The organism is Fructilactobacillus sp. YLN 2412 (genome assembly GCF_059488745.1).
Window position 1 is genome coordinate 1,158,013 of the sequence record NZ_CM183165.1, and the last position, 20,929, is coordinate 1,178,941.

General features: G+C 35.8%; 24 protein-coding genes and 1 riboswitch. Of the genes, 3 read left to right on the forward strand and 21 right to left on the reverse strand.

The features are described 5' to 3' along the window. Window positions 1-72: 72 nt before the first annotated feature. The 13 genes from AC0GLR_RS05860 to AC0GLR_RS05920 all read right to left on the reverse strand — a co-directional run bounded on the left by AC0GLR_RS05860 (window position 73) and on the right by AC0GLR_RS05920 (window position 11,529). A complete protein-coding gene (locus AC0GLR_RS05860) occupies window positions 73-1,389 on the reverse strand; it encodes a D-alanyl-D-alanine carboxypeptidase family protein (RefSeq protein ID WP_495604524.1) in 1,317 nt (438 codons plus the stop codon). Window positions 1,390-1,412: 23 nt separating this feature from the next. Then, on the reverse strand, window positions 1,413-2,492 hold the full coding sequence (locus AC0GLR_RS05865; RefSeq protein ID WP_495604525.1) for a sensor histidine kinase: 1,080 nt from the start codon (window positions 2,490-2,492) through the stop codon (window positions 1,413-1,415). A 66-nt stretch (window positions 2,493-2,558) separates the two neighbouring features. Further along, entirely contained in the window at window positions 2,559-3,245 is a 687-nt protein-coding gene (locus tag AC0GLR_RS05870; protein ID WP_495604526.1) for a response regulator transcription factor, read from the reverse strand. 129 nt (window positions 3,246-3,374) lie between these two features. After that, window positions 3,375-4,109, reverse strand: a complete 735-nt coding sequence (locus AC0GLR_RS05875) for a DUF1129 family protein (RefSeq protein WP_495604527.1) — start codon at window positions 4,107-4,109, stop codon at window positions 3,375-3,377. Between the two features lie 8 nt (window positions 4,110-4,117). After that, window positions 4,118-5,215 carry a redox-regulated ATPase YchF gene (gene ychF / locus AC0GLR_RS05880; protein ID WP_495604528.1) on the reverse strand — a complete coding sequence of 366 codons (1,098 nt, stop codon included), beginning with the start codon at window positions 5,213-5,215 and terminating at the stop codon, window positions 4,118-4,120. Window positions 5,216-5,231: 16 nt separating this feature from the next. Continuing rightward, the gene (locus tag AC0GLR_RS05885; protein ID WP_495604529.1) at window positions 5,232-5,423 is read right to left on the reverse strand and encodes a DUF951 domain-containing protein; all 192 of its coding nucleotides are present in this window, start codon (window positions 5,421-5,423) and stop codon (window positions 5,232-5,234) included. Between the two features lie 12 nt (window positions 5,424-5,435). Next, entirely contained in the window at window positions 5,436-6,320 is an 885-nt protein-coding gene (locus tag AC0GLR_RS05890) for a ParB/RepB/Spo0J family partition protein (RefSeq protein ID WP_495604530.1), read from the reverse strand. Further along, window positions 6,304-7,077, reverse strand: a complete 774-nt coding sequence (locus AC0GLR_RS05895; RefSeq protein WP_495604531.1) for a ParA family protein — start codon at window positions 7,075-7,077, stop codon at window positions 6,304-6,306. Before AC0GLR_RS05895 ends, AC0GLR_RS05890 begins: the two co-directional genes overlap by 17 nt. A gap of 15 nt (window positions 7,078-7,092) precedes the next feature. Continuing rightward, a complete protein-coding gene (gene rsmG, locus AC0GLR_RS05900; protein ID WP_495604532.1) occupies window positions 7,093-7,815 on the reverse strand; it encodes a 16S rRNA (guanine(527)-N(7))-methyltransferase RsmG in 723 nt (240 codons plus the stop codon). Between the two features lie 168 nt (window positions 7,816-7,983). Next, complete coding sequence (gene rihC / locus AC0GLR_RS05905; RefSeq protein ID WP_495604533.1) at window positions 7,984-8,901, reverse strand: ribonucleoside hydrolase RihC; 918 nt, start codon at window positions 8,899-8,901, stop codon at window positions 7,984-7,986. Continuing rightward, window positions 8,901-9,284, reverse strand: coding sequence for a tautomerase family protein (locus AC0GLR_RS05910; protein ID WP_495605426.1), 384 nt, complete (start codon window positions 9,282-9,284; stop codon window positions 8,901-8,903). Before AC0GLR_RS05910 ends, rihC begins: the two co-directional genes overlap by 1 nt. A 110-nt stretch (window positions 9,285-9,394) precedes the next feature. Then, entirely contained in the window at window positions 9,395-10,669 is a 1,275-nt protein-coding gene (locus tag AC0GLR_RS05915) for a NupC/NupG family nucleoside CNT transporter (RefSeq protein ID WP_495604534.1), read from the reverse strand. 47 nt (window positions 10,670-10,716) lie between these two features. Beyond that, window positions 10,717-11,529 carry a phosphopentomutase gene (locus tag AC0GLR_RS05920; protein ID WP_495604535.1) on the reverse strand — a complete coding sequence of 271 codons (813 nt, stop codon included), beginning with the start codon at window positions 11,527-11,529 and terminating at the stop codon, window positions 10,717-10,719. 122 nt (window positions 11,530-11,651) lie between these two features. Here AC0GLR_RS05920 and AC0GLR_RS05925 point away from each other — a divergent pair, with 122 nt between their 5' ends. Next, entirely contained in the window at window positions 11,652-12,266 is a 615-nt protein-coding gene (locus AC0GLR_RS05925) for an SGNH/GDSL hydrolase family protein (protein ID WP_495604536.1), read from the forward strand. A 38-nt stretch (window positions 12,267-12,304) separates the two neighbouring features. On the opposite strand, the gene AC0GLR_RS05930 is transcribed toward AC0GLR_RS05925, so the two are convergent. Beyond that, complete coding sequence (locus tag AC0GLR_RS05930) at window positions 12,305-13,513, reverse strand: TcaA second domain-containing protein (RefSeq protein ID WP_495604537.1); 1,209 nt, start codon at window positions 13,511-13,513, stop codon at window positions 12,305-12,307. 93 nt (window positions 13,514-13,606) lie between these two features. Next, window positions 13,607-13,702: riboswitch (TPP riboswitch) on the forward strand. Between the two features lie 94 nt (window positions 13,703-13,796). Here AC0GLR_RS05930 and AC0GLR_RS05935 point away from each other — a divergent pair. Further along, on the forward strand, window positions 13,797-14,462 hold the full coding sequence (locus AC0GLR_RS05935; RefSeq protein WP_495604538.1) for a TenA family protein: 666 nt from the start codon (window positions 13,797-13,799) through the stop codon (window positions 14,460-14,462). A gap of 50 nt (window positions 14,463-14,512) precedes the next feature. On the opposite strand, the gene AC0GLR_RS05940 is transcribed toward AC0GLR_RS05935, so the two are convergent. The 7 genes from AC0GLR_RS05940 to AC0GLR_RS05970 all read right to left on the reverse strand — a co-directional run bounded on the left by AC0GLR_RS05940 (window position 14,513) and on the right by AC0GLR_RS05970 (window position 20,051). Continuing rightward, window positions 14,513-14,944 (reverse strand): Rrf2 family transcriptional regulator, encoded by a 432-nt coding sequence (locus tag AC0GLR_RS05940; protein ID WP_495604539.1) that lies wholly within the window; start codon window positions 14,942-14,944, stop codon window positions 14,513-14,515. Between the two features lie 122 nt (window positions 14,945-15,066). Further along, window positions 15,067-15,741 (reverse strand): phosphate signaling complex protein PhoU, encoded by a 675-nt coding sequence (gene phoU, locus AC0GLR_RS05945; RefSeq protein WP_495604540.1) that lies wholly within the window; start codon window positions 15,739-15,741, stop codon window positions 15,067-15,069. Between the two features lie 22 nt (window positions 15,742-15,763). Beyond that, window positions 15,764-16,528, reverse strand: a complete 765-nt coding sequence (gene pstB / locus AC0GLR_RS05950) for a phosphate ABC transporter ATP-binding protein PstB (protein ID WP_495604541.1) — start codon at window positions 16,526-16,528, stop codon at window positions 15,764-15,766. Between the two features lie 13 nt (window positions 16,529-16,541). Beyond that, entirely contained in the window at window positions 16,542-17,330 is a 789-nt protein-coding gene (gene pstB, locus AC0GLR_RS05955; RefSeq protein WP_495604542.1) for a phosphate ABC transporter ATP-binding protein PstB, read from the reverse strand. A gap of 15 nt (window positions 17,331-17,345) precedes the next feature. Beyond that, the gene (pstA, locus tag AC0GLR_RS05960; protein ID WP_495604543.1) at window positions 17,346-18,251 is read right to left on the reverse strand and encodes a phosphate ABC transporter permease PstA; all 906 of its coding nucleotides are present in this window, start codon (window positions 18,249-18,251) and stop codon (window positions 17,346-17,348) included. Continuing rightward, window positions 18,248-19,171 carry a phosphate ABC transporter permease subunit PstC gene (pstC, locus tag AC0GLR_RS05965; protein ID WP_495604544.1) on the reverse strand — a complete coding sequence of 308 codons (924 nt, stop codon included), beginning with the start codon at window positions 19,169-19,171 and terminating at the stop codon, window positions 18,248-18,250. The genes pstA and pstC overlap by 4 nt, the downstream gene beginning before the upstream one ends. Window positions 19,172-19,184: 13 nt before the next feature. Further along, a complete protein-coding gene (locus AC0GLR_RS05970) occupies window positions 19,185-20,051 on the reverse strand; it encodes a phosphate ABC transporter substrate-binding protein (RefSeq protein WP_495604545.1) in 867 nt (288 codons plus the stop codon). Between the two features lie 115 nt (window positions 20,052-20,166). Here AC0GLR_RS05970 and AC0GLR_RS05975 point away from each other — a divergent pair, with 115 nt between their 5' ends. Continuing rightward, window positions 20,167-20,886, forward strand: coding sequence for a winged helix-turn-helix domain-containing protein (locus tag AC0GLR_RS05975; protein ID WP_495604546.1), 720 nt, complete (start codon window positions 20,167-20,169; stop codon window positions 20,884-20,886). Window positions 20,887-20,929: the final 43 nt, after the last annotated feature.

The window sequence follows — 20,929 nt, forward strand, 5'->3', positions numbered from 1 at the left end:
AGTTCTAATTATATTGTATCTAAGCAAAATAAAAAACCATTTCTACTAACTTTTTGTAAAATTAAACTGTTTTTAAAGGATATCCCGAAACAAGTTTGTAAAAAAGCCTGCTTTTTCATCAGCTTTTTTGGTATAAACCGGGACATCTGTATATTTCCCAACATAAGCAACCTTTTGCTTCTGCAGTCCTAACTTTAAACTACCAATTTTTTGATTCTTTTTTACAGGAGCCATGACACTTCCATCAGTATTTTGTAATTTTTTATCAATCGTAACTTGTTTAGTGATGGGAGCCTGTTTATTATTGTCCATCCAAAAATAAACAGTCTTTTTTATTTTAACAGGCATAACAACGTCAACTCCATTTGCAACGCTAACATCTTTTTTAAATTTTTTTTTATCATATTTAACCGTGTGATGATGGTTATAAACTTCTTCCATCAAACGAGTTGTTTGTGAAAAACGTTGACCACGAGGCGTACAAAGTACCACTGTAATAATTCGTTTTCCATCTTTATTAGTCGTCGCAACTAAATTTTCTTCTTGGTTCTCGGTAGTACCTGTTTTCAATCCGTCAACGGGAAAATCAGGATTGGCTTTACTAGCACCCGTTACCATCTCATTAGTATTTTTAATCACTTTTTGTGGTTGATTATTAGCATCAACAAATGTAAATTGCGGTTGTTTGGTAATCTCTAATATTTTAGGATCGGTATGTAACAGTTGCTTAGATAACATTGCTACCGATTTTGCCGACGTGGTATTTACAGCCATCTCAGGTACGTTTTTTAATTTCAAAGCATGCGTAACACGATTCGTTAATCCGCTGGCATTATAAAAGGTAGCATCTTTAATCCCTATTTTTTTGGCCGTTTGATTCATCAAATCAGCAAATGCCTGACTATTTCCACTTACCTTTTGTCCCAGGGCCATTGCTGCACCACTAGCTGATCCTATCAAGGCTGCATCACATAATTCACGAACCGTATACTCACGTCCAGATACTAGACCAGCACTTGTGGTTCCAGGAATAGCACTAATTTCAGCTATTTGTGGAGAAATTTTCACTTTATCGTTCCAACTAAGTTCATGCGCCTGAATCTTTTGAATCACAATATAAACTGTCATTAATTTACTCAACGAAGCAATTGGCAACTTTTTTTGCGCATTTTTTTGATAAATAATTTGACCTGTGTGAGCATCAATTGCAATTTCACCTTTAGCTGTATCAGTTGGAGCTGAAGTTTGAAGTGAATTATGAGTCTGAACTAACCCAGTAGTTGCTTGAGCATATACTTGAGTTTTATTTAAGATTAAGACCAATCCTGTCATCATGACAGTAAAAATTAAAGTCTTGGGAAAAAACCACTGTTTTTTTCCAATTTTCATAAGAATCACCTGCTAAAGATATTTTATTTTTTAATCGGCAAAGTAAATGTAAATGTCGTAAGTTTATTATTTGAATCTACCTTAATACTTCCACCTTGATTATTAATGATTTCTTTAACAATTGCAAGACCCAAGCCACTCCCACCAGTGTCGGTGTTACGAGACGATTCCTCTCGATAAAAGCGATCAAAAACTTTGGACAATACTTTTTGTGGGATTTTTTTCCCATCGTTAGCAACACTAAAAGTAACAGTATTTTTACCACTTGGTTTTGCACTTAAATAAATATATTTTCCATCTTTTCCATACTTCAAAGCATTAGTAATCAAATTATTAAAAATTCGACCCAGCATTTCTGCATTAGCTTCAATTACCAAATCTTTCTTAAGGGGTTTTACTTTGATTTTCATGCCTTCTCTGTGTGTTTCCAGTGCAAAAGATGTTTCTAATTGAGTCAGTAACTGATTAACATCAATCTTATTAATTTCTACATTTTGATCAGCTAGATTATTAGCCTTAGTATATTCAAACAAGCGATCAACCAATTTTTTCATTTGTTGTGACTTATCGTAAGCAATACCACAGTATTTTAAAATATCTTTTTCATCTTTGTATTGATGATCTTCCACTAAACCCAGATACCCAATAATTGAAGTTAACGGCGTCCGCAAATCATGACTAACGCTAGTTACTAAATCGTCTTTGGATTTTTCAATCCGCCGTTCTTCATCAAGTGACTTGATAACATTTTCTACTAACGAATTAACACTATTTACAACTCGTTCGTTATCCCCACTCAAATGAAACGGAATTTTATGATCAAAATGACCATCGGAGATATAGTGTAGTTCATCAATAATCCGACTAATTTGAATTCGCTTATAAATCCTTACCAACCGCCACCAAACAATTATGGCATCAACCACTAACATTAACAGCCAAAAAAGCCCTTCCCAACTCAGTAGTCGTTCTTGAAAGGGCCCAAAGGTCATTGATTGTTTGATAATAAAAATCCCATCGTTAACACCTTGATTAGTACGCACAAAGTTAATTAAGATATTGCCAACCGCAATATTTACTAATAACAAAAGAATCAACGTCATGATTCCCTCAAACCATAATTCGTTTTTTTCTCGCTTCGTGAGCTTAAAACTTGTCGTTGTCAATTTTTAACCTTCCACTTTATAACCGACACCCCAAACAGTCTTAATGATGTCTTTCCCATTATTTGCTTCTTCAATCTTATCCCGCAAATGACTCATATGAACCATTACAGTTTTAGCAGAAATGACACTTTCTTGTTTCCATACTCGTTCAAAAATCTCGTCAGCAGAAAACACCCGGTTCGGATGACTGGATAATAAATATAAAATTCCAAATTCAATCGCCGTTAACTGAATTTTTTTACCATCGTCAGTTGTTACTTCATGTGAATCACGATTAATAGTTAAAGTGTCAGCATTAATAACATCTGGTTCGTCATTTTTCACATTATTTTTACTCCGACGAAGCAAAGAATGAACTCGCGCCATTACTTCTAATGGATTAAAGGGCTTTGTAACATAATCGTCAGCACCTGAGGTTAAGCCTTTGATTTTATCAATGTCCTCTGTTTTAGCAGATAACACAATAATAGGAACTTGTGAGTCCTTTCTGATTTCATCAATCACTTCAATCCCACTCATTCCTGGCATCATGATGTCTAAAATCACTAAACCAATATCACTTTCAGTATGTAATTTTGAAAGCGCATCTTCACCATTATAGGCAGCTACTGGTTCGTAACCTTCGTTTTTAATATAAATTTCTAATAATTGTGCAATTTCTTTATCATCATCTACAACTAATATTTTCATCGTTATTTCCTCTCATTTCTTATCGTTTTACCAATTTTAACAAACCAAGCCACGAATAAAAGAAATATGAAAAATTATAATAAAATCTTACAAAATAAAAAGTCGTTTTAAAAACGACTTTTTATTTTGTTATTTTCGACCTGCAAATAAACCACTGGTAATTGTAAATTTAGATCTCATCAATAAGATTAATCCAACTCCGATAATTCCAATCACAATATTAACGATTGGAGATACAACGGGATTAATCACTCGTGGCAACATGTTAGAACCATAGAAAATCAACATCCAGATTACAAACATCAAAGCCATCATTCCAGCTCTTACGACCCCGTTGTGTTTATGTTTTACACCCGGAGCAAATAACTGAGTAACGGCTGGCATTCCGATTCCAGCTACAATTGATGAAATAACGATACAAGTAATCCCAGCTGAACCACCTTGATTGGCAGCAGCTGGTGACAAAAAGAACATTGCTCCATAAAGGAAGTTAAATAATACTAAGAACCACAAAACATTATAACCGGCATCAATGGCGTAACGTTTAGGTGTCATTGGTCCTACTGGTTTTTTAGGTGGATTAACTACCATAGCAACCGCATGATCAACACTACCATATAAATTCTTAGCAGTTGTGCCCTTTTTTTGAGCCGTTTTAATATCTTCAATCATTTCTTGAATAACATCCGTTTGCTTTTCCGCAATTACTTTAGTTTGTGCCAGAGCTTCTTTAAAACGTACCATATAATCGGCATTTCGTTTCGTTAAGCCAATGTTATCAAATTCTTCATAGATTTCTTTGCGACTATTATGGTGTTTTTGCTGCACATGTGCATTCCTTTTTCTGTTTTCTGATTCACTCATATTTCCTCCTAGACGTTGAAACGGAAGTTAACGATGTCACCGTCTTGCATCACGTAATCCTTACCTTCAACTCGTAACTTGCCTGCTTCTTTAACTGCAGCTTCACTGCCTAATTTATCTAAATCACTAAATGCCATTACTTCGGCACGAATAAAACCACGTTCAAAATCAGAATGGATAATTCCAGCTGCTTGTGGGGCTTTAGTTCCCTTTAAGAAAGTCCAAGCCTTCGTTTCTTTCCCACCAGCAGTAAAGAAAGTTTCCAAGTTTAACAATTTGTAAGCGGCTTGAATCAATTTATCCAAACCAGGCTCTTCTACTCCAGCTGCTTCCAAAAATTCTTGCTTATCAGCATCATCTAATTCAGCAATTTCTTCTTCACTTTCAGCAGCAATCCCAATTGCTTCTGCATTATGGTCATTAGCATATTTTTGAACTGCTTGAAAATAATGGTCAGCTTCAGGATCACTCATCGAATCTTCACTGATATTAGCAACGTACAAAACCGGTTTTGAAGTTAATAAGAAGAGTCCTTTAACAATCTTTTGTTCTTCTTCATTAAAATCAATTTCACGAACTGCACCACCAGCTTCTAAAATCGGCTTAATCTTATTTAATACATCCAATTCAGCTTGAGCTTCTTCGCTTCCTTTAGCAGCTCGCGTCACCTTACCAATCCGTTTAGTAACGGCATCTAAGTCAGCTAAACTCAATTCCAAATTAATAGTATCAATATCAGCTACTGGATCGACTTTGTTAGTGACGTGAGTAATATTATCATCATCAAAAGCCCGCACCACATGAACAATTGCATCCACTTGGCGAATGTTTTCTAAAAACTTGTTTCCAAGTCCTTCCCCTTTACTGGCACCTTTAACGATTCCAGCAATGTCAGTAAATTCAAAAGTGGTTGGAACTACTTTTTTAGCAGGAATTAATTCCTGAATCCGATCCAAACGCCTATCAGGAACCTCTACCATTCCAACATTTGGGTCAATCGTAGCAAATGGATAGTTGGCCATTTCTGCTCCGGCTTTTGTAATTGCATTAAAAAGAGTTGATTTACCAACATTTGGTAAACCAACGATTCCAGCTGTTAATGACATCTAAAAGACCTCTTTCTTAATTATTTTCGGCATGTTTTTCTAAAATCTTTTTCATTCGTTTTTCAAACTGACGACGGGTCATCATCACAACATGATCACAACCTTGACATTCTAATTTAATGTCAGCACCCATCCGAATGATTTCCCAACGATTGGTTCCACATGGATGGGCTTTTTTCATTTCAACAATATCATGCATTCCATACATGAAAACCCCTCCTTAGTCGAGATTAACATCCAACAAACCTAAAATTCGAGTTAAATCTTCATTTGAAAAGTAATCAATCTCAATTTTACCTTTTCCTGACTTGGGTTTAGTTTCGTTAATCGAAGCTTTAGTTCCTAATTTTTCCTGCAATTGGGCTTCACTTTCACGTAAATATGGGGATTTCCCATTTTTAACGCTCTTTTTCTTCTTTTTACCATTTTGACCTAATGCATTAATCAATTTTTCCAATTGGCGAACCGTTAGAGTTTCATCGGCTGCCTTTTGCGCCAAACGTAATAAATCAGCTTTGTTTTTCACAGCTAACAGAGTACGAGCCTGCCCCATTGACAACTGCCCTTTTTGCAACATAGTTTTAACCTGAGGAGGTAAATTCAATAAACGCAAATAATTAGCAATATAAGGCCGACTTTTCCCTAAACGACGAGAAACTTCAACTTGAGTAATATCTAAATTTGTCATTAACATCTCATATGCTTTAGCTTCTTCTAGCGGATTCAAATCTTCACGCTGTAAATTTTCCATGACCGCAATTTCCATCATTTGCGCATCAGTAGCATCCCTTACAATCGCAGGAATACTAGTCCGACCAGCTGCTTTAGAAGCTCGAAACCGTCTTTCACCAGCCAAAATCTCAAATGAATCACGCTTTTTGTCTGGCTGTCTTACAATAATGGGTTGAAAAACCCCTGAAGCCTTCACTGATTCAGTTAAATCATTTAAGGCTTTTTTATCAAATTTCTTTCTCGGTTGGTAGGGATTAGGCGTAAGTTTGGTTAAATCCAATTGTTGCACTGCTTCATCACTCAAACTGACGTCATTATCGTCAAACAGAGCATCTAGTCCCCTACCTAACCCCTTACTATTTTTGTTTGTCATTGGCAGCTAGCACTTCCTTTGTCAATTTCATGTATACTTCAGCACCCTTAGATTTTGGATCGTAGTCAATAATTGGAAGTCCATGACTAGGAGCTTCTGATAAACGAACATTTCGAGGGATAATTGTTTCATAAACTTTTTCTTTAAAGAACTTACGAACTTCATTATTTACCTGAGCACCTAAATTCGTTCTAGCATCATACATCGTCAGTAAGACACCTTCTATGTACAAATCAGGATTAAAATGTTTTTGCACTAACTGTACCGTATTCAACAATTGACTCAATCCTTCAAGGGCATAATATTCGCTTTGCACCGGGATCAAAATAGAATCACTAGCTGTAAATGCGTTAATGGTGATTAGTCCTAAGGAAGGAGGGCAGTCAATCAAAATGTAATCGTACTGATTATCAACCTGAGCTAGTGCACTCTTCAAACGAGTTTCCCGTGCCATTTGTGGTGTCAGCTCAATTTCAGCTCCTGATAATTGAATGGTAGCGGGAACAATATCTAACCCTTCATGAGGTGAATGTAAAATCACGCCCTGCATAGGTTCTTCATTCACCAAAACATCATACACATCTTTTTTAATGTTCTGCTTACTAATCCCGACTCCACTAGTTGCATTACCCTGTGCATCTGAATCAACAATCAAAACTCGTTTGCCTTCACTAGCCAAATCAGCGCCTAAATTAACAGCAGTCGTTGTTTTACCGACCCCACCTTTTTGGTTTGCCAATGAAATCACATGTGCCATTTGATCCCCTCCTTATTACTCAATTGGTTCTTTGTTTGGTGTACCAGCTTTACGCGGATATTTAATCGGTGTTTTACGTTCTTTTTCAATCACAATAATATGACGATCTTCATTATTTTCTGGCAGTTTAAATTCGAAATCATCAACTACCTGTCCACCTAAAACATGAATTGCCTTTTCAGCGGCAGCTAGCTCTTCTGGTGCTTTGGCAGCTTTCATAGCAATCAATTTTCCACCAATTTTAACTAGTGGCAGGCATAACTCGCTCATCACACTTAGTCGTGCCAAAGCCCTTGCAGTCGCTAAATCAAAACTAGCCCGATCTTTAGACCGCCGTCCGCCAAACTCTTCGGCACGAGCATGAACTAATGAAACATGTTCCAAGCCTAATAATTTAATCAATTTTTGTAAAAAAACAATCCGTTTATTTAGAGAGTCAACGATGGTAACTTCAAGATCCGGATTAATAATCTTCAATGGAATCGAAGGAAAACCTGCTCCTGCCCCAACATCCACTAAACTTTTCTTTTCTTTTAAATCAGAAACATAAAAAGCAGGGGTAAGTGAATCATAGAAATGCTTTAAATAAACATCATCGCGATTCGTAATGGTGGTTAAATTAACTTTCTCGTTATATTCTACTAATAATTTAAAATAAGCAGCAAATTGTTGCTCTTGATGCTCTGATAATTCAATCTGATGCTGTGCTAAAGCTAGTTTAAATTGTTCTGGCGTCATCTATAACTCCTAACTGCAAAACGCGACCTGCACGTTATCTTTTAGCCAAAAATTCGTTCTTTTAAGATAGTTCTATTATACATTATAACGAAATTTTAACTTTTTAGTTAGCCAGAAAATAAAAAAGATTGGAATTTGTCCAATCTTTCTTGGTTAGATATTTATTTATTAAACTTTCATCTGTTTTACTTCGGCTTTAAACCAGTCATTAAAGGCTTGAGAATCAATATCAACACAAACTTCAGCATTGGTTTTACCATTATGGTAAGCACCGCGAATATCTGCTACCGTTTCACCATTTGCAGGTCCCTCAGTTTGAATATCAATCCAAAGCTTCCTAGTTTGCATAAATTCTGGATGAAGCAGATAGAAAATCGTATTCACATCGTGCATTGCTACTCCATTTTCATTTCGGTCGCCATCGCTAATTATAATATCATGCAACATTTTCCCAGCTGGATTCATGGTTTCAATTTCAGCGAGGGTTTCATGGGTCAACAACGCTTTATTAGTAACATCTAATCCGACCATTACAATTGGTACTCCTGCTTGATACATAATTTTAGCGGCATGGGGATCAGTAAAAACATTAAATTCGGCCGCACTTGTCATATTTCCATAACCAAGTGTTCCACCCATTGCCACAATCCGTTCAATCTTATCTTTTACTTCTGGATATTCAGAAAATAATAAAGCAATGTTGGTGTAAGAACCAGTAGGAACGAGCGTGATTTTTTCATCGCTTTCCATGATGTACTTGTGCAAAGCTTGAACAGCTGTCATTTTTAATGGCTCAGGTGTTTCATCTGAAAACTGATAGCCGCGCATCCCGGATTCTCCATGAATTCGGGCAGCATCCTCAAAGGGTTTAATCAAGGGTTGAACAGCTCCAGCAGCTACTGGAATTTTGTCTCCCTGATTAAAAAAAGTAACGATTTTTAGCGCATTTTTGGTTGTTTTATCAACCGTTACGTTTCCAGCAACCGTTGTTACCAACTTTAGATCAAGTTTTGGTTCGTTGATAGCAACTGAAAGTGCAGCTGCGTCATCAATTCCTGGATCCGTATCCATAATAATTTTTGTCATTAAAGCTCACCATCAAGAAATTGTTGTTTTCCGTGACCAAAACTCCAGTCCTCGGCATGATTAGTAGCAAATACAACCATGACATCTTCAGGACGCATGTTCATTTCTCGACCAAATGCTTCTACCATGTCTTTACAATAAAATTTCTTTTGTCCCATCGTTCGAGGAGTTGAAAGAATTTGAAATAAAATTACATCATCACTACGATTAATTCCTAATCCAGCATCCATTAGTTTCATTTCATAAGATTCATGTTGTGTAACAACTTGAAAACGGTCATCTTCTGGAACGCCAAGATCCTTTCTAGTTAAATCATAAGCAAGCTGCATCACTTTTTGAATCTCTTCTGGGGTTCGTTGTCCTTTTACCATATCAATACGCATTAGTGGCACTGAAATCACATCCATTTCTGATTATTTATTACGCTCATTTTAGCATATTGTGTAATAAAAAAGTGCAGCTAGATAGCTACACTTTTATAAATTTATTTAGTTTACCAAACGAAGATACCAACAATTCCAGCTGACATCAATGAAACTAAGATACCAGATAAGAATAAGTAACCAACGTTTTTAGAAATCATATCATTTTTTTCACGATTTACTAAACCTTTTAAACATCCGATAATCATCCCAACTGTACTTACATTAGCAAATGAAGTTAAGAAAACCGTTAATTCAGCACGATAATGAGCACTGAAAAGATGTGGGTTATTAATATGTGGAGCAACTTGTCCCATAACTACAAATTCATTTGTAATCAATTTAGTTCCCATGTATTGGGCAAATTGGAACGCATGGTTGACATCAAGACCCATTAACCAAGCAAATGGGAACATAATAATTCCTAAGATGTGTTCTAGAGATAACCAAGGGTTGATTAATCCCAATAATTTACTAATCAAAGCAGCTAAAGCAACAAAAGCAATTACGTTTGCCACAATAATCAAAATTAATTTCCCGGCATTTAAGATTGAATCACCTAAAAATGAGAAGAATGGTTCACGATGTTGTTTTTCTGGTTTGTCTGAAACTGTTTCTTCTGCAACTTGATGATCAGCTTCTTGACTACCGCCTAAATCGCCGACTTCGTAAATCTTATCTTCGGCTTTAGTAACCTTTACAGGATTCAAAATATTAGTAATAACAACCGCATTTAAAATGTTCAGCGGAATGGCCGTTAACACATATTGACCAGGCACCATTTGAGCATAGGCACCCACAATCGCTGCGGTAATACATGACATTGACATCATCGCAATGGTCAAAACTCGTTTACTAGAAATATGTTTTAATTGAACACTTGAAACAGCCATAGCTTCAGTATTACCTAAAAACATCATTTCAACTGCGTAAAATGATTCGAATTTAGGTTGACCAGTTACAAATGCCATTCCTCGACCAATCCACTTAATACAAAATGGCAAGATTCCAAAGTAAGTTAAAATATCAAACAATGGAACAATCATTAAGATTGGTAGTAAAGCTGAAGTAAAGAAGTTCATTTGTTTAACATGAACCCAGTCGGGAAAAGCAAAAGCAATCCCGGTATAAGAGATGTTTACCAGCCATTGGAATCCGCTAGCTGCACCTTTAACAATGTCTCTTCCCCAACTAAAGTTTGTTAGAAAGAACGCAATTACTAAGTTTAAAACTAGAACGATAACAACTGAACGCCAATTAACATTTTTATGATCTTTAGAAAAAAGAAATGCGATTCCTAAAAAGACCAACACTCCAATAATATTAACAATCAGATATGTGTTCATTGATTAAATTCCCCTCTTGTCCTGTAAGTATCAATTAATTTAAATTGTTACTTCATGAAAGGCAACAAGCTGTGTTTTGGCGAAATAACGCTGTCCTGTAATCCTAAAGCAGCTAATACTGTCGATCCGACTTCGCAAACATAAGGTTCTTCCTGGAAGTGATGATTTTGGGCTTTGTTATTATATAACATTGCTGGAAGAATCTTATAAGTTGAAAATCCGTCACGCGATTGAGCATCTCCTACTCGGCTGGAAACCACCATTAATAAATCATCATCATGTAAATTATTCATTAATTTACCAAGATAATTATCAACAACTGATAACTCAGACATAAAATTGTTTACCTGGTTTTTTTCATCAAATTCTTGCAAATCAGGAAGTTGTGCATAAATAAAGCCAGTTTCTACTTTTTCTAATTGATGATCTAATTCCGAAAAAGCTGCTTCATCAGTCCCAATTTGGAAAAGATTACAAAACTCTTGGGCAAACAAATAACTCAAAAAGCGGGAAATAATCACTGTTTCACTGCGTTTAGCAACTTCTTCAAAAACACTGGAAACTCGATAACTCAAAGAACAATCAAACATTTCACGCAAACCAGACAATGGTTTGTTCACGATTGATCGTGTCAATGCCAATCCATAAGTAGCAATTGGTTCATTACTGTCCCCAAAATCAGCATCTGAATAAGCCGCAAATAACCCCAGTTTATGTAACGACGGCAGAGCAAAGTCGGATGAATGCTTTAAAACGTGGGTCAACATAGTGTTCTTATCTGAATTGTGTTGTGCAGATTCCGTATTGGAGCGCAACCCCAATGCAGCTAAATCCACTAAAATTACTCGCTTATAACTCACTTAAAACCCTCCAAAAAGTAATCATCTTATCTTAATAATACCTTAAGAAACTTCTCCTAGCAATAACTCAGCTAAATTGCGTTAAAATTATCTATAAATAAATACGTAAAGGACTGATAATGATGACAAAAAAAGAAAATTTAATTCTCTTAGGCGACTCGATTACCAACGGTTTTGACGGCGAAAAAGACTTAACCCACAACGTTTCTTATTATTTGGCAAAGTTATTACCCAATTTTGAAATTACTAACGCCGGTGTCAATGCCGGTTCAATCTCTGGGAATACCGAGCGAGACTTAACTTATCAAGTTAATACACATAATTTTAAAGATTATCAAGTCGCAACCATTGCATATGGTACCAATGATTTTGCTCACTGTTATGAAACTTTGGAAATAGTTAGCCGAATTTTACAAAAGAATATTACTAAAATTAAACAGGAAAATCCTAATATCCATCTCCTTGGAATTTTACCAACTAATCGTTTTGATGGCGGCATTGACAATCTAAATGTAAGTGGATTAGCTCAATATACTTTTGCCGAACTCTTAGAGATGCTAACAAAAGTTTATCAAAAAAATAATTTACCAATTTTAAATTGGCGAAAAACCGCTCCACATCTCATTGATATTAATAACTATCGGACAGCATTAGGCGATCAGCGATTGCATCCTAATGCATCAACCTATAAAAAAATGGCTCAAGTTATCGCCAATTTTATTATTACTAATCGTTAAAAAAGCCACGATTCTTATGAGAATCGCGACCCTGTTAATTAATTATTAACTTGATCATTACTTTTTAGCACATAATCTCCAGATCCTTCACGCTGAATGACCGCACGATATTGGGTTGTTTCATGATTAGTTTGATTATCTTTATCAACATCTACACTAACTTGATATAAAACTTCTGTTTCCATGTCGCCTGCTGGTTTCAAGCTGGTAATCTTTAACTTTAAATTATCATAATGAGCTTTATCGTCATGATTATGATTAATTAAGTCAGATAATGAATGATAGGCATCCCCATTTTTCCCCTTAGCAAATAAATCGTCAACATTAGCATCATCAAGTGATTTATTATTGTTAGTACCATCATTTACGGCACTCCAAATATCATTTAATAAATTAGTGGAATCTGATTTACTAGCTACGTTAGCAAATTTGTATTTTAATGTTTGATTGTTATTTTTCATTCCAATTGATTTAACATCGCTTTTAACCGTCTTTTTATCAACTGGAACTTTTAAATAACTGGTACTATCGGATTTTATTGGAACATTTTTAACTGTTCCCTTTCCGTCAGGTCCAATCATTCCCACTTGTTTTCCATCGACAAAAATTTGGGAATTAGCTAATCCTTTGGCATTAAAATTAATGATTTTAAGTGGGATGGAAACCGTTTCGTTTTGACCGGCTATCATACTAAACTGTTTATTCGTTTTAATTGGCTGATTATTAAGATTTAAGTTCACAGATGCTGAATGAAAACCGGGCATCATAGCTGGAGCGCGTAAACTATCATTTATACCTGTATTTCCAATGATTTTATCATCAATTTTAACCGGCACTCCAGCATAATTTGACTTAATCAACGGATGGATGGCGGTTGCTTCAATTTTATAATGGGGGAAAATCAAAAAATAGTTCCCACGATGCACAGCTTTAAACCCTTGTTCTGAATCATTATTCAATAGACTTACTTTTAACTGCTTTAACGCGGCAGGATTTTGTTGGAAATAATTGATTAGCGGTTGAATGCTTGCAGAATTAACCGTGACATTTTTATCAGAAACCACTAAGTTATTAAGAATGGTTTTATTCTCATTATTTTCAATTCCTGAAATAAACTGTTTGATTTGGTTTTGTTTTGAATAATATTGTGTTCCATACCAGCCCATACCAGCCAAAATCAGTACTAAAATAATCAAAGTCATCCAGAAGCCTTTATGGGATTTTTTTATTCGGTGTTTGCGTCGCATCTTTTCATCTCCAATACAAGTTGTTTTATTCTACCAAACATCTATTAGTTGTTAAACTCTTGTTTTACCGTTATACTAGCAAAGTATTTAAAACTAAATAGTTTGGGGTGCTGATTTTTTTCAGCTGAGATGATACCCGTTGAACCTGCTCTAGTTAGTACTAGCGAAGGGAAACGTTACATATGATAAAAGTTACTCTATTTTGCTATGTAAATAAATCTTAAGTCCTCAAATTATTGAGGGCTTTTTTCTTGCCCTAGATAATATCTTGGAGGTAATAGTAATGCAAATAGCTTTTTCAAAGCACTTACAGCAACAGGCTAAGCCAATCATGACAAACATCAATCATCATCCGTTTGTGACAGGAATCCGTGACGGTTATGTCCCTAAGGCAGCCTTATTAAAATATGTTCAGCAAGACGAACAGTACCTAAAGGGGTTTATTGCTACCTATCAATCATTAACAGATAATCTTAACGATAACCAAGAAACCCAATTAATGAAAGATACTGAAACTGAAATCGGCCATGAACATTCGCCCCACGAAATGTTTTGTGAAATTGCCGGAGTCAATTATGATGATCAAGCAAATAAACCAATGGGTGCAATTACCAAAGGATATTTAGAGCATATGCAAACAGCAGCCGATTCGGGTTCGCTCTTAAATACCTTAGCAGCTCTGACCGCTTGTCCATGGACTTATACAGTATTAGCGAAGAAAATGATAGCGAAAGGAAAGACCGGAAAAAATAATCCCTTTACAGAATGGATTGAATTTTATGGAAAAACTAATAGTGAAGATATTGATATGTCAAAACATTTCTTTAACCGAATTGACCAACTAGCTAACACAGCAACTAATGCTGAGTTAAGGCAAGCTGAAACTTATTTTTTAGATAGTTGCCAATGGGAATTAAAATTTTGGGAACAAGCATATCCACAAAAATAATAAAGTGCTGATTAGCAGTGAAGGCTAGCTAGTCAGCACTTTATTTAATTTCAATGATTAAAAAGATCCGCCAATGTTTTTTGCTTTAATTCATTTAACATTTGCTTCTCAGTGATGTTTAAAATAGCTTTAATTTGATTCAGCATATATTCAGCTTCTGACTGATGGATAAATGATTCCGGATTAAAGTCATCATACACTTTAAAGAGGGCACTCGATCCCTCAATTGCTTCAAAAACATCATAAAATCGGATTTTATCAGCAGCTTTGGCCAATGCTAAACCACCTTTAGTTCCCTTTTTAGAATCAATCAAATCTGACTTTTTTAACATCCCTACTAATCTTTTAACACTGGGAATCGGAATATTTAAAGTCTGGGAAATTTGTTGAATGGTTAAATATGTCTCTGCTCCCATTTTTGTTTTTAATTCAATGTAAAACAAAATCTCCAATGACTGGGAAAATCCCACAGAATAAGACATAATCTAACCTCTTTCACCATAAATGTACTTTTTATGATTGTACTACAAAAAAGGAATTTATTTATAATTAACTACTTATGATTACAAACGCAAGCTCACTAATAAAAAATAGTTGATAGAGATTATCTTAATTCCTGGTCTGTTTCACCCAACTCAACTACTTTACCAGTATCACAGTAAACCAGATATTCAGCCAAATTAACAATATGATCACCAATTCGTTCCAATAATCTAATCACCATTAAATAACTCGATGCTGCTATTGCCGTTTCTGGATTAGCGAGAATTCCAGTAGTAATTACCTTCCGAGTTGTTTGATAATATTCATCAATTTTGTGATCTTCTTGGACAATTGTCGGAGCAATCCGGGCGTCAAAAGTAGTATAAGCTTCCAAAACCTGTTCTAACATTTTACGAATATGTTTTGTAATTTTAGCAATTACTTCTTCAACATCTGGCATGCGGGGATTCCCTTTAGCTTGAATAGTTTCTTTTGCAATCCCAACTGCATTATCACCGATTCGTTCCAAATCAGTACTAGATTTTAAGTAGCTAATAATCACGCGAAAATCAGTGGCCACCGGTTGTTGTAACGCAATCAAATCCATAGCTCGTTTTTCCAATTTGATTTCGTTGCCGTTCACCTCACCGTCACCGTCAATTACTTGTTGTGCCAGCTTTACATCATGGTCAATGTAGGACTTAGTCGATTGGTAAATCTGTTCACTCACATCAACACCCATGTCGGTGAAGTTTTGCCGTAATTTTTCTAATCGGTCTTCAAATACTGTACTCATAATTTACCCCCTATTAGTTTAACTAACCAAATTTACCATTTAAATAATCACTAGTAGCTTCCTGTTCAGGATTCAAAAAGATTTTTTTCGTATCACCATATTCCACTAGATCACCATTAAGCATAAAAGCTGTTTTGTCAGAAATTCGTGAGGCCTGCTGCATACTGTGGGTCACAATAACGATCGTATACTGGTCCTTAATTTGCAATAACATTTCTTCAATTTTAGCACTAGAAATCGGGTCTAATGCACTGGTTGGTTCATCTAACAAAATCACGTCTGGCTTAACCGCTAAGAGTCTGGCAATACAAATTCGCTGCTGTTGTCCGCCTGAAAATGAAAGGGCATTTTTAGTTAAATCATCTTTTACCTCATCCCAAACTGCTGCTTGTTTTAAACTTTCTTCAACTTTTTGTGAAATTATTTTTTTGTCTTTAATTCCCTGTACTCGCAGTCCATAAGCTACATTATCATACACTGAAAAAGGAAACGGATTGGGCTGTTGAAATACCATACCAACTTTTTTACGTAATGAAACCACATCTTGCTGCGGACGATAAATATCATGACCATCAATTTTAAAACTACCTGTAATTGTCACATCGTGAATCAAATCATTCATCCGATTTAAACAACGTAAATAAGTTGATTTACCACATCCAGAAGGTCCAATCAAAGCTGTAATCTGGCTTTTTTGAAAATCAAGATTGATGCCGTGTAAAGCTTCATACTCACCATAATACAACCGTACATCCTTGGTAGTAATCACCGTTTCGTTAGTAGTCATCATATCCTCCTTCTTAACCAAAATGTCCGGAAATATAATCTTCAGTTGCCGGCATTTTGGGAGTCGTAAATAGTTTTTTAGTCTGATTATATTCAATCACATGACCTAAATGGAAAAAAGCTGTCAAGTCACTAGATCGAGCTGCTTGCTGCATATTATGTGTCACGATAATAATGGTGTAATTCTTTTTTAATTCCTGCATGGTTGTTTCAATTTTACGACTAGAAATCGGATCTAACGCACTGGTTGGTTCGTCCATCAATAAAATATCCGGCTGAACGGCAATTGCTCTTGCAATACACAGTCGCTGTTGCTGACCACCTGATAAGGAAAGTGTGCTAGTCGTTAACTTATCCTTAACCTCATCCCAAAGGGCGGCATCTTTCAAACTTTTTTCAACCCGCTGATCTAAATCATCAGTCATTCCATTTTGACGGAGTGCAAACGCAATATTTTCGTAAATTGATTTAGCAAAGGGATTGGGATGTTGAAAAACCATTCCTATCTGACGACGAACTTCGTAAACATTAATATTTTTTCCATTAATATCAACATCTTGATATTTAATTTCTCCTGTAACTGTCGCAATCTCATCATTTAAACGATTTAGGCTCCGTAAAAAAGTAGATTTTCCCGAACCTGAAGCCCCAATCAAGGCTGTAATTTTGTGCTTAGGGAATTTCAAATTGGCATCAAAAGTTGCCTGCTTGTTTCCATAAAATACATTGAGATGTTTAGTTTCAATCGCAATCGGGTCGGTAATCTCTGTCAGATAGTTTTCCGTTAAATTATATTTATTCACTGGAAATTCCTTTCTCTACTTCGTTCCGCTCATTTTCTTGTATAGATAATTGCCTAAGAAACGGGAAAGTAAAATAATTGCCAAAATAACAATGATTAAAACTGCAGAAGCTCCACTAGAAATTTGCGTTGCATCCGGCGTAATTCCATCCGTATTTAATTTCCAAATGTGAACTGCCAAAGTTTCAGCTGGTCGCATTGGGTTCAAAAAACTGGTAGGACTAAATGGATTCCAATTAGCGTAACTAATCACGGGAGTACTTTGACCCGCCGTAAAAATCAAAGCGGCTGCTTCACCAAAGATTCGTCCAGCACTCAAAATAATTCCGGTTACTAATCCTGGGACAGCGGCTGGCAAAATAATTTTTAAAATTGTTCGCCACTTTGATAAACCAAGTGCCCATCCTGCTTCACGTTGAGAATGTGAAACAGCTTTCAGCGATTCTTCTGTATTTCTGGTTAATAAGGGAATATTTACAAACATTAAAGCAAATGCACCAGATATAATCGAAAAATCAAATTGAAATTTAATTACCAAAACTAAATATCCAAACAAACCGATTACAATGGAAGGCAGCGAGCTTAAAACTTCAATCGTTGTTCGCATTGTACTAGTTAAAAAGGAAGGCTTTGCAAACTCTGATAGATAAATTCCAGCTCCTAAGGCCAGCGGACAAGAAATTACCAGTGTGATTATTAAAATATAAACAGAGTTAAATAATTCGTTGGCAATTCCGCCTCCTGCTCCAAAATCTTTGGAAGGAGATGTCAGAAAGTGCCATGAAACATTCGGAATACCGGTTATCAAAATATAACCCAACAAAGCCATTAAGATTAAGACTACTACTCCAACCATTGCTTTGATGATTAATAAGGCAACTTGATTGGCGCGTTCCGCTTTCTTATTTACTGAGTTTTTCATTTTTTCATTTCTCCTCGTTTTCCAATCAATTTAATCAACAAGTTAAAAATTACTGACATGATTAAAAGTACTAATGCCAATGACCACAATGCGTTATTTGGCAGAGTCCCCATAATTGTATCTCCCATTTGTGAAGTCAACTGACTGGTTAAGGTTGCCGTTGGCGAGGTTAAACTAGTTGGTGTCAAAGCAGCATTTCCAATTACCATTTGCACAGCTAAGGCCTCTCCAAATGCCCGAGCCATACCAAAGACAATTGCAGTTAAAATTCCAGGTAATGCTGCTCGCAGGATTACTTTATAAATCGTCTGCCATTTAGTCGCTCCCAAAGCAAGCGATGCTTTACGATAATGGTCTGGAACCTGTTGTAGACTATCGATGGTCAAAGAAGTAATCGTTGGTAAAATCATGACAAATAATACAATCGCACCGGCTAAAATTCCAAATCCAGTTCCACCAAACACAGAACGAATAGCAGGCACAATTACTACTAAACCGATGAATCCATAAACAACAGAAGGAATTCCTACCAGTAATTCAATGACTGGCTGTAACATTTTTGCTCCGCGTTTGGGTGCTAATTCAGTCATATACAAAGCAACTGCGATAGCAAACGGTGTGGCTAAAATTGCTGCCAGCAAAGTAACTGCAAAGGAAGCAACAATCATTGCAAAAGCTCCAACTTGCGGTTGACCATTTTTGCCTAATTGTCCTGGATTCCAATTACTACTAAAAATAAATTGCATCACAGAAACGTGGTTTTCAAAAAAGGTAGCTAACCCATGAATAGCAATGAAACCAATGATAGCAACCGTCAGAATCATGATAAAGCCGATACAAATCAAACTAATCATTTTTCCAAATCGGTCTTGCCGAGTAGCTTTGCTAGGCTGCAAAAGTTTTTGCTGCATTTTATTCATCTCAAACTCCCTCCTATTTAGGTTTGTTCGTTACTTTACCAGCAGCATCCATTTGCACTTTCATATCATGAATACTAACATAACCAGCTTCTTTAACTAATTTATGCTGAGTTGGTTTTGACATAATGTAAGCAATAAATTTTTGGGTGATTGGACTAGGTTGCTTATTGGTATACATATGTTCATATGACCAAATTTTCCAACGATTAGTCGTAATATTTTGATAATTAGGTTGAATATGATCAACACTCAAAACTTTAACTTGGTTATTTAGATATGGTAAGGATAAATAACTGATGGTGCCCGGAGTATTTTCCACAATTTTTTGCACCGTTCCGTTTGAATCCTGTTCCTGACTCTTAACCGCATCTTTACCTTTTAAAACTTTCTTTTCAAATGTCGAACGGGTCCCGCTACCTTGAGCTCGATTAATAACAATAATGGGTAAATTTTTCCCGCCGACTTCTTTCCAGTTTTTAATTTTTCCAAGAAAGATTTTCTCAAGTTGTTTTTCCGAAAGATTATTAACCCCATTTTGGGGATTAGTAATTGGGGCAATTCCCACAACTGCCACTTGATGATCAATCAGTTTCTTGGCATGGATTCCATCTTTTTGTTCAGCGAAAACATCAGAATTACCAATATTTACCGCTCCAGTTTCAACTTGACTCAATCCAGTTCCAGACCCACCACCTTGAACCGTAATGCTGACTTTGGGATGGTCTGCTTGATAATCACTTCCGGCTTTTTGAACTAACGGCTGCATCGCAGTTGAACCTACAGATGTAACTGAATTCTGTTTATCCTTATTGCCACAGCCGGTTAACATTAAAACTCCAATCGCTGCCAAACATATTGGTAATAATCTTTGGTAATGCATCAGCAACCTCCTAGTAATTGCTTTATTTAATTACAAAACTAAGTATAATTACTTCATGTAAAGGTAATGTTGGCTTTATGTAAAGATTACGTAAATTAAAATACGAGGTGACGACTTGCAGCACGTAACGTTAGTAACAAGCCATTTACGCTTAGCAATTGATTTTAGTCAAACTTTTAACGAACAAGAATATTTCGTTGATACACTCGATTCACTGCAACATTTTAAAACTGTGATGTTGCAAAAGAAAAGTGTCGGGATTTTTTGGGATTTAACGACTTTTCCATATACTGATTATCAAGCAGAACTAAGTAAAATTAGAAATACATATCAGGTTCCAATCCTAATGTTGGATAAAGATAAGAACAACGTATTACAGGTGTTACAAGCCGGATTTGATGATTATTTAATCAAACCTTATTCATACTTGGAATTAATCGCACGTCTAGAACAAAAACAAAAATTGTATCAACAATTAATTATCCCTAAAACTCCGCCAAAATTACCAAAACAACCGCAAATTATCATTGATGACGTGGTGATTGATCAACAAAAATATAAAGCTTTTAAAAATCACAAAGATTTAGGGTTAACCCCTAAAGAACTCAAATTACTACTGTATTTAATCAAACATGATTCTCAGGTCTTGAGTCGGCAACAGCTGTTAGAAGGAGTTTGGGGCGATTATTATGACATTTCTCAAACCACAAGAATGGTTGATATCCATATCAGTCATCTCCGTGATAAAATCGAAAAAAATCCTAAGAAACCAACCCACATTAAAACAGTACGTGGTTTTGGGTATCAATTTGTTGAAAATCCTACTGAAAATTAAAAAGTACTAAGACTAAGTCGTTAACTTAGTCTTAGTACTTTTT

Excerpts from the sequence above, each read along its gene's own strand:
- AC0GLR_RS05860 (WP_495604524.1), bottom strand. The coding sequence starts at position 1,389 with ATGAAAATTGGAAAAAAACAGTGGTTTTTTCCCAAGACTTTAATTTTT.
- AC0GLR_RS05865 (WP_495604525.1), bottom strand. The coding sequence starts at position 2,492 with ATGACGTTGATTCTTTTGTTATTAGTAAATATTGCGGTTGGCAATATC.
- AC0GLR_RS05870 (WP_495604526.1), bottom strand. The coding sequence starts at position 3,245 with ATGAAAATATTAGTTGTAGATGATGATAAAGAAATTGCACAATTATTA.
- AC0GLR_RS05875 (WP_495604527.1), bottom strand. The coding sequence starts at position 4,109 with ATGAGTGAATCAGAAAACAGAAAAAGGAATGCACATGTGCAGCAAAAA.
- ychF (WP_495604528.1), bottom strand. The coding sequence starts at position 5,215 with ATGTCATTAACAGCTGGAATCGTTGGTTTACCAAATGTTGGTAAATCA.
- AC0GLR_RS05885 (WP_495604529.1), bottom strand. The coding sequence starts at position 5,423 with ATGTATGGAATGCATGATATTGTTGAAATGAAAAAAGCCCATCCATGT.
- AC0GLR_RS05890 (WP_495604530.1), bottom strand. The coding sequence starts at position 6,320 with ATGACAAACAAAAATAGTAAGGGGTTAGGTAGGGGACTAGATGCTCTG.
- AC0GLR_RS05895 (WP_495604531.1), bottom strand. The coding sequence starts at position 7,077 with ATGGCACATGTGATTTCATTGGCAAACCAAAAAGGTGGGGTCGGTAAA.
- rsmG (WP_495604532.1), bottom strand. The coding sequence starts at position 7,815 with ATGACGCCAGAACAATTTAAACTAGCTTTAGCACAGCATCAGATTGAA.
- rihC (WP_495604533.1), bottom strand. The coding sequence starts at position 8,901 with ATGACAAAAATTATTATGGATACGGATCCAGGAATTGATGACGCAGCT.
- AC0GLR_RS05910 (WP_495605426.1), bottom strand. The coding sequence starts at position 9,284 with ATGCGTATTGATATGGTAAAAGGACAACGAACCCCAGAAGAGATTCAA.
- AC0GLR_RS05915 (WP_495604534.1), bottom strand. The coding sequence starts at position 10,669 with ATGAACACATATCTGATTGTTAATATTATTGGAGTGTTGGTCTTTTTA.
- AC0GLR_RS05925 (WP_495604536.1), top strand. The coding sequence starts at position 11,652 with ATGACAAAAAAAGAAAATTTAATTCTCTTAGGCGACTCGATTACCAAC.
- AC0GLR_RS05930 (WP_495604537.1), bottom strand. The coding sequence starts at position 13,513 with ATGCGACGCAAACACCGAATAAAAAAATCCCATAAAGGCTTCTGGATG.
- AC0GLR_RS05935 (WP_495604538.1), top strand. The coding sequence starts at position 13,797 with ATGCAAATAGCTTTTTCAAAGCACTTACAGCAACAGGCTAAGCCAATC.
- AC0GLR_RS05940 (WP_495604539.1), bottom strand. The coding sequence starts at position 14,944 with ATGTCTTATTCTGTGGGATTTTCCCAGTCATTGGAGATTTTGTTTTAC.
- phoU (WP_495604540.1), bottom strand. The coding sequence starts at position 15,741 with ATGAGTACAGTATTTGAAGACCGATTAGAAAAATTACGGCAAAACTTC.
- pstB (WP_495604541.1), bottom strand. The coding sequence starts at position 16,528 with ATGACTACTAACGAAACGGTGATTACTACCAAGGATGTACGGTTGTAT.
- pstA (WP_495604543.1), bottom strand. The coding sequence starts at position 18,251 with ATGAAAAACTCAGTAAATAAGAAAGCGGAACGCGCCAATCAAGTTGCC.
- pstC (WP_495604544.1), bottom strand. The coding sequence starts at position 19,171 with ATGAATAAAATGCAGCAAAAACTTTTGCAGCCTAGCAAAGCTACTCGG.
- AC0GLR_RS05970 (WP_495604545.1), bottom strand. The coding sequence starts at position 20,051 with ATGCATTACCAAAGATTATTACCAATATGTTTGGCAGCGATTGGAGTT.